Origin of the sequence: Moraxella sp. CTOTU48717 (genome assembly GCF_032057165.1) — a bacterium.
GTDB lineage: Bacteria > Pseudomonadota > Gammaproteobacteria > Pseudomonadales > Moraxellaceae > Faucicola > Faucicola tetraodonis.
This window is the reverse complement of record NZ_DAMBBC010000014.1, coordinates 25,905-39,194: the sequence shown is the minus strand read 5'-3', so window position 1 is coordinate 39,194 and position 13,290 is coordinate 25,905. Positions and strand designations below refer to the sequence as shown.

The 13,290-nt window shown below is 45.7% G+C and carries 10 protein-coding genes; 3 read left to right on the top strand and 7 right to left on the bottom strand.

Annotation, left to right across the window (positions count from 1 at the left end; genetic code table 11):
- Window position 1: 1 nt before the first annotated feature.
- From RT084_RS09135 to RT084_RS09110, 6 genes are read right to left on the bottom strand one after another with little or no spacing between them, the layout of a single operon-like run.
- Window positions 2-1,288 carry a molybdopterin molybdotransferase MoeA gene (locus tag RT084_RS09135; RefSeq protein ID WP_312385507.1) on the bottom strand — a complete coding sequence of 429 codons (1,287 nt, stop codon included), beginning with the start codon at window positions 1,286-1,288 and terminating at the stop codon, window positions 2-4.
- A 7-nt stretch (window positions 1,289-1,295) separates the two neighbouring features.
- Window positions 1,296-1,985 carry a nucleotidyltransferase family protein gene (locus RT084_RS09130; protein ID WP_312385508.1) on the bottom strand — a complete coding sequence of 230 codons (690 nt, stop codon included), beginning with the start codon at window positions 1,983-1,985 and terminating at the stop codon, window positions 1,296-1,298.
- Window positions 1,969-3,063: an XdhC family protein gene (locus RT084_RS09125; RefSeq protein ID WP_312385509.1), complete on the bottom strand. Its 1,095-nt coding sequence runs from the start codon at window positions 3,061-3,063 to the stop codon at window positions 1,969-1,971. The genes RT084_RS09130 and RT084_RS09125 overlap by 17 nt, the downstream gene beginning before the upstream one ends.
- A 21-nt stretch (window positions 3,064-3,084) precedes the next feature.
- Entirely contained in the window at window positions 3,085-5,508 is a 2,424-nt protein-coding gene (locus tag RT084_RS09120) for a molybdopterin cofactor-binding domain-containing protein (protein WP_312385511.1), read from the bottom strand.
- Window positions 5,505-6,548: an FAD binding domain-containing protein gene (locus RT084_RS09115; RefSeq protein WP_312385512.1), complete on the bottom strand. Its 1,044-nt coding sequence runs from the start codon at window positions 6,546-6,548 to the stop codon at window positions 5,505-5,507. The genes RT084_RS09120 and RT084_RS09115 overlap by 4 nt, the downstream gene beginning before the upstream one ends.
- A complete protein-coding gene (locus RT084_RS09110) occupies window positions 6,545-7,150 on the bottom strand; it encodes a 2Fe-2S iron-sulfur cluster-binding protein (RefSeq protein ID WP_312385513.1) in 606 nt (201 codons plus the stop codon). Before RT084_RS09110 ends, RT084_RS09115 begins: the two co-directional genes overlap by 4 nt.
- An 849-nt stretch (window positions 7,151-7,999) precedes the next feature.
- On the opposite strand from RT084_RS09110, the gene RT084_RS09105 reads away from it, so the two are divergent.
- The 3 genes from RT084_RS09105 (at window position 8,000) to RT084_RS09095 (ending at window position 11,654) form a co-directional block, all read left to right on the top strand.
- On the top strand, window positions 8,000-9,364 hold the full coding sequence (locus RT084_RS09105) for a diaminobutyrate--2-oxoglutarate transaminase (protein ID WP_007117374.1): 1,365 nt from the start codon (window positions 8,000-8,002) through the stop codon (window positions 9,362-9,364).
- A gap of 83 nt (window positions 9,365-9,447) precedes the next feature.
- Complete coding sequence (locus RT084_RS09100) at window positions 9,448-10,017, top strand: nucleotidyltransferase family protein (RefSeq protein ID WP_007117375.1); 570 nt, start codon at window positions 9,448-9,450, stop codon at window positions 10,015-10,017.
- 77 nt (window positions 10,018-10,094) lie between these two features.
- Window positions 10,095-11,654 carry a pyridoxal phosphate-dependent decarboxylase family protein gene (locus tag RT084_RS09095; RefSeq protein WP_313099424.1) on the top strand — a complete coding sequence of 520 codons (1,560 nt, stop codon included), beginning with the start codon at window positions 10,095-10,097 and terminating at the stop codon, window positions 11,652-11,654.
- Between the two features lie 49 nt (window positions 11,655-11,703).
- Here the strand turns inward: RT084_RS09095 and RT084_RS09090 are convergent, their stop codons facing one another.
- On the bottom strand, window positions 11,704-13,146 hold the full coding sequence (locus RT084_RS09090) for an L-serine ammonia-lyase (protein WP_313078498.1): 1,443 nt from the start codon (window positions 13,144-13,146) through the stop codon (window positions 11,704-11,706).
- Window positions 13,147-13,290 lie beyond the last annotated feature (144 nt).

Genomic DNA, 13,290 nt, shown 5'->3' with positions numbered 1-13,290 from the left:
GTCAGCTAAAATTCCAACTAAACGGCTGCACTGTCACTATTTCGCCTGCTTTTACCCCTGCATTATCTTTGGGTAATACAAGCAAGCAATTGGCGTGGCTAAGCTGTTTTACACGGTGGGAGTCTTGGGCAGATAAAGGAGTGACACTAAAACTGCCGTCTTCATTTTGGCAAAAAACCGCTCGCTGATAATCTTGGCGTCCTGCTCGCTTTTTGATGTCGTGGGTGGTTTTGGCAAACAATTGCAGCGGTTTTGGGATGTCTGATGGTATCGCGCCCGATAGTTGCCACAGCGCAGGTTGGACAAAATTAAGGCAGCACACCACGGTAGATAGCGGATTGCCGGGTAACCCAAAATACATGACCGTTTTTTTATCTTGCTCAAATTCCCCAAATATAAAAGGTTTACCTGGTTTCATCGCCACTTTGTAATGGTGAATTTTGCCAAGCGCCTGAATGACTTGGGTTAAAAAATCATAATCGCCCACCGATACACCCGCCGTAGAAATAATTACATCACATTCGGCTATCGCTTGCTGAACAGTGCGGCGAGTAGTCTCAAGGTTGTCAGGGACAATGCCATAATCTTGAATCGCAATCGGCAACTGCTTTAATAACGCTTTTAGCGTGGGCGTGTTGGAATTATAAATTTGGGCAAGCGTTGCCAGCGGCTGTCCCACGTCGACCAGCTCATCGCCGGTGGCAATAATACCAACCGTGAGTGGCTGAAATACCTGCACGCTATCCACGCCTAAATTGGCAAGTAAGCTGATATCACTGGGGTTTAGGCGTTTTCCAATCGTTAAAACAGTTTCGCCTGCTTGTACTTCCTCGCCTTGGCGGCGAATATTTGCACCCACTTTAGCAGTTTGGGTCAAGCGAATGTGATAGGCATGGCTGTTATCCAAACTGGGCTGAATGTCGCTAAGGTTGGTGTCTTCCTGCATCACCACCGTGTCGCAGTCATTTGGCACCACCGCGCCGGTAAAAATTCGCACGCCTTGATTGGGTCGCAAACGACCGTTAAAAGGTTTACCTGCCCCCGATTCACCGATGATTTCAAGTTGGCTATCGTGGTCAAGATAGCTACCCGTAGCTATCGCAAAACCATCCATAGCTGATAGATTTTGGCGGGGAATATCAAAGGATGCGGCAATATCTTGGGCTAAAATGTGGTTTTGCGCCTCCAATAAACCCACTGTTATGATATTTACCTCGCCCAGACGCGACGTTAAATAGTTCTCTAGGCGCTTATTAATCGCTTGTTTTAGTTCATTGACAGAAATCATCATTATCTCAATTAAAATGTTTGGTCGGCTGCAAAAGCTGATAGGCTGTTTTTAGCTGCTCAAATTGTTCTAAGGTATCAATATCTTGGCCTAAATGCGGCAGCGGTATCGGATAAAGCTGATAAACCGTACCGTCGGTGGGCGAAACGATAGCGGTTTGGTGTTGCCATAACGCCCGAAAACCTTTATCGCCTTGCAACTGATGACCAAATGCTCGCAAAAAACCCCAAGGTAAATTGACGGGAATCCCCCAAATTGGTTGATTATTGTTACCATACTCACTCACAATCAGCTGATTGTCCTCAACATTTTGGCTTAATAGCGTCAAATCATCGAGGGTTAGTGCCACTTGGTCAACAGTCAGAAACAAAATCCGCCTCGCAGCACTTACTGACTGTTGTTGTAATATTGTCATTGCATACTGAATCGATTGCGCCATCCCTGTTTGCGGCGTGGGATTATCGACGACTTTGACGTCAAATGGTGCAACTTCGTTGTATAACGCTTTAGATATTGGGTTATCAAGCTTTGGCAAAACCACCAACACTTGATAAGGCTGCAATTGGCGTGCCAGTTGAATTTTTTCAGCCAGCAAGGTTTGATGATTTTTTACAATCAGCTGTTTGGCAAAACCAAGACGTTGGCTCAATCCTGCCGCCAAAATCACCACGGTTAAATTGCTAGGCGTGACGCTCATGATATACCTGTTGAATTTGGGCAGTGATAGATAAAGCCACCGCTTCGGGCGTATCCCCACCGAGTGCTAAACCCACAGGATAGAACAAATTAGCAGATTTCACCCATTGATAATCATCGTCAATCGCACTAAGCAACTGCTCAGTGCGATATTTCGGCCCTAATTGCCCAATAAAAAAAGGCGAGTTTTGGGCTTTAGAGGCTTGGCTGAGCCATACTCTATCTTGACTCAAACTATGGGTCATTATCACCACAGCGGTCGGCTGCGGTGACTCAAAAAAAGTCTGCACAGACTCAGCCTCATCAAGGGCAATCTGCACAAAATTGGTATGAGTCTGCCCGCGATAACGGGCAATCACATCCAAACGACTATCAATCACCGTCACCTGCCAGCCTTGCAAATTTGCCATGGTCATCAAGGGTAAACAATCTTGCCCAGCGCCAAAAATTAATAATTGTAGCGGCGGTTGTAGCGTTTCTACAAAGACGCTCAGTTGTTGTGCTTGTTTTTGATAAACATGCAGCATAAAGCGACTTTTACGGCTGGCAGCGACTTGATTAACCAATTGCCAGTCTTGTTGACCCAATTGCGACAACTGTGTCAAAGGCAGATGTTGTCCAACTACAAAGTCATCTGAGTTTGAGGTGATAACTGTAGCTAGTTTTTGTGGCTGTTTTGTCTGTTTTAATTGCTGGAAACAAGCAAATAATACAGATTGCTCATTCAAAACCAGACGTTCAAATAATACTTGAATGACGCCTTGACAGCCAAGCCCAAAGCCTTCCTGCTCATCACTGTCATCGATTACCTCATCTTGTGATAACTGGCTATCGGTTGCGGTATGATAGGTTTTGAGCGTTGCCCCATGTCGGGTGAGCCAAAAGGCTCGCTGTACCAAGTGTTTTTCAAGACAACCGCCACTCACCATGCCTATGGATTGACCATCGGCTAAAATCAACATTCTAGCACCAGGTTGCCGATAGGCTGACCCTTCGACACTCACCACTGTGGCCAACACGGCTTCACTGTTGGGCGGCAACTGCTCAAGGGTATCAAAGATATCAAACAAATGGTTCATAGCAAATGACAGTGTACCCGATTACAGTAATGGCAACTGGTACAGCAGTTTATCCAAAGTAATGGGGTAGTCTCGTACTCTAACGCCTGTGGCATTAAAAATTGCATTGGCAATGGCTGCCCCTGCCCCTGATAATGCCAATTCACCTATGCCTTTGCTGTGAAGCGGATTGGCATAGGGGTCAGTTTCGGGTAACATTATTACCTCTAAGTCAGGCACATCGGCATTCACACACACTTGATATTCAGCTAAATCGTGATTACACAGACGACCGTCACGTTTGTCATGGTGAATTTGCTCCATCAAGGCTGCCCCTATACCAAACACCATACCACCAAAGCACTGCGAGCGCGCTGTTTTTTCATTTAAGATACGCCCTGCGGCAAATGTGCCTTGCATACGGCGAACCCGAATTTCACCGGTTACCCGGTGTACCGCGACTTCAGCGAACTGTGCGCCATAGCCTGCATGACGGTACTCTTTTTTAGTTTTACCAGGTTCGATTTCACCATTAGCTACCAAGCCGTGAGGGGCATATTGCTGCAAAAAACTGCTCAGCGGTAACTGGGTATCGACTTGTTCCCAATCGAGTACATTATCTTGGTGGTTCACAGAGACCTCAGAACTAAGCCCGGTTTTTTCTGCTAGTTTATCCAACGTATCGGTTAACGTGTGGTTAATTTTTTCGCCAATTTTTTCAGCTAAGCTAGGGGCATGCTCAAATTGTCTATATAGATTGCCTTGTTTAAAGCCAATGCTATCGGCATGCAGTCCCACACTCTGGGCAATCTTTTCTCGTAGCGCTTCACACGCCAGATAAATAGAACTACCAGCGCTTGATGCTCCCCAGCTACCACCTGACCCTGCAGCAGGAGGCAGATCGGTATCGCCAAGTTTGACCTCGACATGGTCAATCGGTAAGCCCAGCATATCGGCAACCACTTGCGCAAAAATAGTATAGCTACCTGTACCGATATCAGTCATGTCAGTTTCGATACGAGCCATGACCCCAAGCGGTTTGTCAGAGGGCAACAGGCTCACACGGGCTTGCGAGGGTTTTAATTCGTTGCTACGCGCCGCGCACGCCATCCCATAGCCAATCAGCCAATCGCCATCAAGGCGACTCGCGGGCGTTTGTGGGCGTTCATCCCATCCAAAGGCTTTTGCCCCTTGCTCCATACACGCCAGCAATTTTCGGGTGCTGTAAGGAATTTTTTTACTTGGGTCTTCGCTAGGTTCATTGCGTTTTCGCAGTTCGATGGGGCACAGATTTAGTGCATGCGCCAGTTCGTCCATGGCACATTCGAGCGCCAACTGACCCACCGCTTCGCCAGGAGCACGCATAGAACCTGTTAAGGTAAAATTCATGCGCGCCATTTCGTATTTGATTTGGCGATTGTCACCGCCATATAAAAAGTGGGTAGAAACCGCCACTGGCTCAAAAAACGTTTCTGACGGTAAATTGGTGACAATGCTATTATGAATAATAGTATGGATTTTACCATCTTTATCCGCCCCCAATGCCACCCGTTGTTCGGTGTTGGTGCGTCTGACGGTAGTTTCCATGACTTGCGGTCGGGTCATGTTCACAAGTACCGGGCGTTTTAAGTCTTTAGCCGCAATGGCTGCCATCACTGACTCTGGCGAAATACCCAGTTTTGAGCCAAACCCGCCACCAACATAGGGCGATAGCAAACGGACATCGTCTTCCGGTATATCTAAGGCTCTGGCAAGTTGTATTTTGGAAGAGGCAAGCATTTGGTTAGAAGTATGAAGGGTTAGCTTACCCTCAAACCAACGCGCCAACGAACTGTGCGGTTCCATCGGCATGTTACTTTGGCTAGGTGTGGTATAAGTCACATCGACTTTGACTTCTGCTTGCTCAAGCGTTTTTTCAGGCTTGCCAATGTCGTCACTTTTATCGGTTACCCAATCAATAAACTGGGTATGCTTTTTTTGCTTGTTAAAGTCAAAATGCCCGTGTTTTTCATCATTTTCATAGTCAATTTGTAACGCCTTCGCGCCTTCTTGAGCTGCCTCTAGGGTTTCTGCGACCACCAAAGCAATCGGCTGTCCATGATAAAAAACCTCACTTGCCCCTTGCACAGGTGCCATTTTGACACCGCCTTGTTGCGGGTTGCGTAAAAACAGGGGGTCATGAAACACCCCAATCACACCTGCAACTTGTAAGGCGGTATCTTTATGTACTTTTTTTACCTTGCCTTTACCAATGGTTGCGCCGACCATCACCCCATGACACAAGTCGTCAAATTGGTGCTCAGCAGTATATGTGGCTTTGCCTGCGACTTTTAGGTGTCCTTCGATACGGCTCAGTGGTTTGCCAACGAGTTTGCTATCGGTCGTATCTAGTCGTGACTCGATAGGCTTGTCCATGGTCAGTTTTTTTTCAAGGGGCGATTCGCCAAAAATTTGTGTTAGGCTCATGCACTCACTCCACTACTTAAAGGACTTGATTGATTGGGTTGTTGTAATGCTCGTTGCACAACATGGTGTAAAAGACGCTGTACTAACACGGTCTTGTACTCGGTTTGTTCATCGGTTTTTGCTTCTTTAAATAGGGTCGCTACGGCAAGCTCAATACTCACGGCATCGCCCGTGCTACCAATCAGTATTTTTTCAATCTCTTCATTTCGCCAAGGCTGACTGCCAATACCGCCAAATGCTAGTCGCACATTGGTGAGTGTATCATTATCATGCTCAATCACGGCAGCGACGGACACTAAAGCAAAGGCATACGACGCACGGTCACGCACTTTGTCATAGCTATGCACGCCTTTTAAGGGTGGCGGTAGAATGATATGGGTAATCAAATCACCTAGATTTAAGCAAGTTTCGATATGGGGGGTTTGCTCAGGTAAGCGATAAAATTCAGCGATAGGCACTTGGCGGGTTTGTCCGTCGGGTTGCTGGATAACAATGACGGCATCGAGTAATCGCATTGCCACCGCCATATCTGATGGATGGGTGGCAATACACTGCTCGCTTGTGCCTAAAATTGCTAAGTTCTGATGAAGACCTGCCTTTGCCCCGCAGCCAGAATTGGGCTCACGCTTATTACACGGACTATCGGGCTGATAAAAATAATAACAACGGGTGCGCTGTAGTAGATTGCCACCGGTACTGGCTTTGTTACGCAGTTGCGGCGATGCACCCGACAACAAGGCACGGGCAAGCACCGCATAATCTTGACGAATAACAGGGTGAGCCGCTAATTCACTATTACTGACCATAGCGCCGATTTTTAACCCACCTTCTGGCGTGGCTTCAATTGTATTAAGCGGCAAACGTGAAATATCAATCAGCTGTGTTGGCTGTTCGATTTCGAGTTTCATCAAATCAAGTAAATTGGTACCCCCAGCGATAAAAAACGGACGCTGCACCTCAGCCAAATCCCCCTCAGTTAACGTGGCTATTTTGATGGCGTCATCCACCGAGTTGGCGCGCTGATAATCAAAAGTTTTCATAGCGACACTCCTGTAGCCTGAGTAGCTGCTGTCTGAGTGGTTACGTTATCTGTCTCTGCCGAAAAACCGGTTTCTTGTAATACCTGTTTAATCGCTCGCACGATGTTGGGGTATGCCGAGCAGCGACAAATATTGCCACTCATACGCTCAGAGATTTCTTTATCTAATTGTTGTTTAAATTGTGCTGTATCGCTTGATAAAGGCTGCATCAAATCATCCGACACATGACTTGCCCAGTTTTGGCGTAGCTCTTCAATCATCGCTTTGGTCGAGCAAATTTGCCCAGGGGTACAATAACCACATTGAAAGGCGTCATGTTCCAAAAACGCTTGTTGAATCGGGTCAAGCGCCTCAGGTGAGCCAATGCCTTCAATGGTTTCGATGCTATCGCCTTCGTGCATGACCGCTAGGGTTAGACAGCTGTTGACCCGCTGACCGTTAATCAGCATGGTGCACGCGCCACACTGACCGTGGTCACAGCCTTTTTTGCTGCCTGTCAAGCCAAGATGATTGCGACAGACATCTAGCACCGTGGTGCGTACATCTAGATTCGTCAACGTGTGTTGTTGCTGATTGATAGTAAGTGTTAAGGATTGTGGCATAAAGTTGCTTCTCGTCTAGTTGTTATGGATTTATTTTTAAGTGTCTTATCTAAGATTAACGCATGTTATCAAACTCATTTCTAAAAATTCGCTACGCCTTGCCTACGCAAGGACGATACTAACATTAGAAGGGTTTGTTATTTTTGCGTATGTAGCCATCCCGTTTTTTTGGCAATTTTTTTTTGGCAGTTTCTTTTGCTAATTTTTTTACTAGTTTTTTTGCCAGTCTATTTTGCTAGGTAATTGATTTTATTTTATTTTATTTTTTTAATCAGCTTTTGTATGTTTATCCGTGTAAAAGTCTCAATAAGCAATTTAGCTTTTATAAAATTTTGATGGTATAAGCTTGGATGTTGTTAGCCTTGTTGACACTCGCCTATTTTGTACCAAACAATTTATTAACATGGTATTAACTAGGTAATTTTTTTATCATTATCGTGACTAAAATTGTGACTGCAGAGTTTTATATACCGCATAGACTGTCAACGATTGTCAGACCTTCCCCACTTCTTCGTAGTGTTGTGCCGCTCATTACTCACCTTGCTCACCGCTTGCCATGATTTTTTACCTCTGTTATCGCAAAATACAGCCTGTGTTATCAATTTGAAAGATTGAGCCGATTTTTTGCAAAAAAGACTGTATTTTTCACAAAAAAAGGGTATTATGCCCCCATAAATTTTGAACGTTATATTGTTAGGTCTTGGGTGCAGTGTCATGGCATTTTGGGGTTTTGCGGTATAACGTTTTTGTTTTGGTGTCAGTCATCCTGACTGATATGTTATTCACAAGTTCGAGAAAGATAGCCACAAGCAAATTTTCTTAAACCCTTATCTGAGATGGTAATCCGATATGAGCGTTCACACCCCTGTACACCCTATTTCTCATGCCACTAACGAATATTACTTAACTCGTCAAAACACGATGGAATCTAATGTTCGTAGTTATCCCCGCAAACTACCGCTAGCCATTGCCAAAGCCCAAGGTATTTGGGTCACCGATGTTGAAGGCAATGATTACCTTGATTGCCTAGCCGGTGCTGGTACATTAGCCTTGGGTCACAACCACCCAGCCGTCAAACAAGCCTTATATGATGTGTTAGAAAGTGGTCTGCCACTGCACACCCTAGATATCACTACCCCTGTCAAAGATGCATTTACCGAATCCTTGCTGTCTTTTTTCCCAAAAGATTTTGTATTGCAATTTTGCGGTCCGACCGGTGCTGATGGTACAGAAGCGGCGATTAAATTAGCAAAAACTTATACAGGGCGTGACAACGTTATCGCATTTAGCGGTGGTTATCACGGTATGACTCATGGCGCGCTTGCCATGACTGGCAATTTGTCTGCCAAAGAAAAAGTGGGCAATTTGATGCCAGGGGTACAGTTTATGCCCTATCCGCATGAATACCGCTGCCCACTTGGTCTAGGGGGTGAAGCGGGTGTTGATGCGCTGACTTACTACTTTGAAAACTTTATTGAAGATGTTGAAAGCGGCGTGGTCAAACCTGCAGCGGTCATCCTAGAAGCGATTCAAGGTGAAGGCGGTGTCGTGCCTGCGCCCAAAAAATGGCTACAAAAAATCCGTGAAGTGACCGCTAAGCATGATATCGTATTGATTTTAGATGAAGTGCAAGCTGGGTTTGCGCGCTCAGGCAAAATGTTTGCCTTTGAACATGCCGACATCGTGCCTGACGTGGTGGTGATGAGTAAAGCGGTCGGGGGTGGTTTGCCCCTATGCGTACTTGCCATCAATAAAAAGTTCGACGCATGGGCACCAGCCGGTCACACGGGTACTTTCCGTGGCAATCAGCTTGCAATGGCGGCATCGATTCAAGTATTGGATGAAATCCGCAGCAAAAACTTGGCAGAAAATGCGCGTATCCGTGGTGAATTCTTGCGTGATGAACTCAAAAAAATCGCCAAAGAATTTCCTTGTATCGGTAACGTGCGCGGTCGCGGCTTGATGACCGGTATTGAGATTGTCGATGAGCGTAAGCCTGCTGACCGTATCGGCTCTTATCCTGCTGATATTGACATGGCGAATGCGATTCAAAGAGCGTGTTTTGACAACAAGTTACTGCTGGAAAAAGGCGGTCGTGGCGGTACAGTGATTCGCTTGCTTTGCCCGATTAACATCACTCAAGAAGAATGTGATGCAGTGCTTGAACGCTTTAAAAAGGCAGTCAAAGAAGCCGTGCAAAAAGTACGTGGGTAATTGATTATTGCCTATCAAGACGGTAAAGTTACTGACGTGGCTTTGCCGTTTTTATTATCTGTTTATTTCATTTTGAGTAAAATATGGAAACCAATATCGCCAAGACCGAACGCCTGATTCGAGAAATCAATCGGATTCATGGTGAGTATTCACAAGATTATTTCGAAACAGGCAAGGTACAAAAAATCAACCTATCACATACGCTCAAAACCGTCCCTATTGAGCCTATCTTGTCATATCGGCTTAATTTGCATGAAGCGATTAATGATTATTTGGCATTTGCCGACACCCAAAATATTGATTTTTTTTACCGCGTTAAAACGGCTGAAAGTATCTATGACAAAGTCAATCGCTATTTGGCACGAGAAAACCAGTACCCAGTCAATAATATTTTAAATGATATTTTTGGTGCTCGGATAATTTTGCCATCGGCTGATGTGAAAAACATCATGGAAAAACTGGATGATTGGAAAACAGATTACAGTCTAAAAAATTGGTATTTACGTGATATCGACGGGTATATCGGTGTGCATGTGTATTTTAAAAATGCGAGCAATTTTTATTATCCGTGGGAATTGCAAATTTGGGATATAAACGATGCCAAAGCCAATATTGTAAATCATCAACTGTATAAGCGTAATTTTGTAAAATAAATTAACCATTTGCTCGTATCACTCTGTTTAATGACAATTTATAGTTAACTCTATCTTAAAGAATGCAAGGACTTACCATGTCAAACTTATCACAGCACCGCCAAGCGTTATTTTGTAATGACAGCCAATCCATTGCCGATTACCAAAAAAACATGAACACTGCCGTGCAAGCCGTCACCGACTGGCTCAAAAACGACAAAATGTACACAGGCGGTAGTATCAAGCAGCTGCGCGCTGAGATTGCTTTTCAGCCATCAAAAGAAGGACTTGGCTTGGAAGATGCGTTAAAACGTTCAGTCGAATTATTTCTTAATAAAAGCTTAAAGGTGCATCACCCACATTCGCTTGCTCACTTGCACTGCCCAACGATGGTCACAAGCCAAATCGCCGAAGTGCTGATTAATGCCACCAACCAATCGATGGACTCTTGGGATCAAAGCCCAGCAGGGTCACTGATGGAAGTGCAACTGATTGATTGGCTACGTCAAAAAGTCGGTTTTGGTAGCGGACAAGCGGGCGTATTCACCTCAGGTGGCACCCAATCCAACTTGATGGGCGTGTTACTCGCCCGTGATTGGTGTATCGCTAAAAACTATAAAAATGACGATGGGTCAGAATGGTCGGTACAGCGTGACGGTATCCCAGCCGATGCCATGCAAAAAGTGAAAGTTATCTGCTCAGAAAACGCGCATTTTAGCGTGCAAAAAAACATGGCAATGATGGGCATGGGTTTTCAATCGGTGGTCACTGTGCCAGTCAATGACCAAGCGCAGATGGATGTTGTCGCACTTGAACACACCATGGCGCAACTGAAGGCCGAAGGCAAAATCATCGCCTGTGTGGTCGCTACCGCAGGCACCACGGACGCCGGCGCGATTGACCCAATCCCTGCGATTCGTAAGCTTACCCATGAGTACGGTGCATGGCTTCATATTGATGCCGCTTGGGGCGGTGCGCTGATTTTATCCAATCATTACCGCGATAAACTTGCAGGTATTGAGCAAGCCGACTCTATTACCCTCGACTTCCATAAACATTACTTCCAAAGCATCTCTTGCGGGGCATTTTTGCTCAAAGATGAAGCCAACTATCGCTTCATGCATTATGAAGCTGAGTATTTGAACTCTGCGTATGACGAAGAACATGGCGTACCCAACCTAGTTTCTAAGTCGCTACAAACCACGCGCCGTTTTGATGCGCTAAAATTATGGCTCACGGTGGAAGCGTTGGGCGAAGAATTATACGGCTCGATGATTGACCATGGCGTTGATTTGACCCGCGAAGTCGCTGATTACATCAAAGCGACTGATGGACTTGAATTGTTGGTAGAGCCACAGTTTGCCTCCGTGCTATTTCGCGTGGTACCCAAAGACTACCCGGCTGAGTTAATTGATAGCTTAAACCAAAATGTCGCCGATGAGCTATTTGCCAAAGGTGAAGCCAATATCGGCGTGACGCGCGTCAGTTACCAAAAGCAAGGGGATGCTCACCAAAATGTGCAATCGCTTAAAATGACCACGTTAAGCCCCATCGCCACGCTTGACAATGTCAAAGCCTTATTGTCTCAAGTGTTGGCACAAGCCGATGACATCAAAGACCGTATTATCACAGGGGATTATCAGCCTGCGATTGATTGATAAGCACAAAAAAACCGATTCCTTGGCGAATCGGTTTTTTATTGTAGCACTAACACTGACTGTAATTGACCGTCACATCCAGCGTCGGAATCAAATTTGACTGGGCCGCAAAATCCTCATCTAGGACATTGATAGCAAGCCCGCCCATTGCGGTTTCTTTATATTTTGACATCATATCTCTGCCTGTCTCTTTCATGGTTTTGATGGCTTTATCAAGCGATACCACATGTTGTCCATTGCCTTTAAGCGCAAGCCTTGAGGCATTAATCGCTTTTACTGCCGCCATGGCATTGCGTTCGATACAAGGCACTTGCACCAACCCCGCAATCGGGTCACACGTCATGCCAAGGTGATGCTCGATGCCAATTTCGGCAGCGTTGGCACATTGCGCAGGACTACCACCAAGCACATAGGTTAACCCTGCCGCCGCCATTGCACACGCCGAGCCGACCTCCCCTTGACAGCCCACTTCTGCGCCTGAGATACTGGCATTTTCTTTGATAATGATGCCAATCGCCGCAGCGGTTAGCAGAAAATCATGCAAACCTTGCAGCGTATAACTTGGACAAAAATCTCGATAATAATGCATAACCGCAGGTATCACGCCTGCCGCACCATTGGTGGGTGCGGTCACTACACGTCCGCCACTGGCGTTTTCTTCATTAACTGCCAACGCATACAGATTCACCCAATCCATCACGGCAAGCGCATCATTAAACGCTTTTCGGCTATCGGCAGCGGATAACTGCTGATAAATCGCCTTGGCACGGCGCTGTACTTGTAAGCCCCCTGGCAAAATACCATCGTGGCGACAACCATCATTGACACAGTCCTGCATGACTTGCCAAATGTCGTTAAGTCCACCCAGCAGATCATCTTCACCCAAGTTAGCCAGTTCATTGGCTCGAACGACTTGGGCGATTGACAATTGATGGTGTTGGCAAATTTGTAATAATTCTTTGGCGTTGTTAAACGGATAAGGTACCGGTTTTTTGACGCTTTCAATCACCGGTTCTTTTGCTTGCGCTTCTTGCTCGGTCTGCACGAACCCGCCGCCGATTGAATAATACGTATTTTGGTAAACAATTTCATTGCCTGTAAAAGCAGTGATAGTTAGGGCATTGGGATGATGGGGCAGCGATACCCTACCATTTAGGATTAAATCCTTGTCAGCAACAAAGTTAATCTTATGCTGCTGATTTAGATATAGCGTGTTTTGCGCTTGGATATCGGCAATTTTTTGTGAAATAGCGGCGACATCCGTCGTTTGTGGTTGCTCTCCCATCAAACCTAGCATCACCGCTATATCACTACCGTGCCCTTTACCGGTCGCACCGAGCGAACCAAACAGCTCAACTTGCACCCTATCCACCTGCGTCAGTAGCTGCTGTGATAATGCGCTAACGAACAGATTCGCCGCTTTCATCGGTCCGACCGTATGCGAACTTGAAGGTCCAATCCCAATCTTAAATAAATCAAAAATACTGATCACTGATAAATCCTATATGCCAATCAGTTGAAAAATTCAATTATGTTGCATCCATTGTGTTAGATAACCACGGATTGCCCATCTGTGTCAATGTGCTATCGAAAAGTTTATCAAATGATAGATGATGGATGATAGATACTTGCTACA

What these genes read in the sequence shown, in the direction of transcription:
- RT084_RS09135 (WP_312385507.1), bottom strand. Translation starts at nt 1,288, where the DNA reads ATGATTTCTGTCAATGAACTAAAACAAGCGATTAATAAGCGCCTAGAG.
- RT084_RS09130 (WP_312385508.1), bottom strand. Translation starts at nt 1,985, where the DNA reads ATGAGCGTCACGCCTAGCAATTTAACCGTGGTGATTTTGGCGGCAGGA.
- RT084_RS09125 (WP_312385509.1), bottom strand. Translation starts at nt 3,063, where the DNA reads ATGAACCATTTGTTTGATATCTTTGATACCCTTGAGCAGTTGCCGCCC.
- RT084_RS09120 (WP_312385511.1), bottom strand. Translation starts at nt 5,508, where the DNA reads ATGAGCCTAACACAAATTTTTGGCGAATCGCCCCTTGAAAAAAAACTG.
- RT084_RS09115 (WP_312385512.1), bottom strand. Translation starts at nt 6,548, where the DNA reads ATGAAAACTTTTGATTATCAGCGCGCCAACTCGGTGGATGACGCCATC.
- RT084_RS09110 (WP_312385513.1), bottom strand. Translation starts at nt 7,150, where the DNA reads ATGCCACAATCCTTAACACTTACTATCAATCAGCAACAACACACGTTG.
- RT084_RS09105 (WP_007117374.1), top strand. Translation starts at nt 8,000, where the DNA reads ATGAGCGTTCACACCCCTGTACACCCTATTTCTCATGCCACTAACGAA.
- RT084_RS09100 (WP_007117375.1), top strand. Translation starts at nt 9,448, where the DNA reads ATGGAAACCAATATCGCCAAGACCGAACGCCTGATTCGAGAAATCAAT.
- RT084_RS09095 (WP_313099424.1), top strand. Translation starts at nt 10,095, where the DNA reads ATGTCAAACTTATCACAGCACCGCCAAGCGTTATTTTGTAATGACAGC.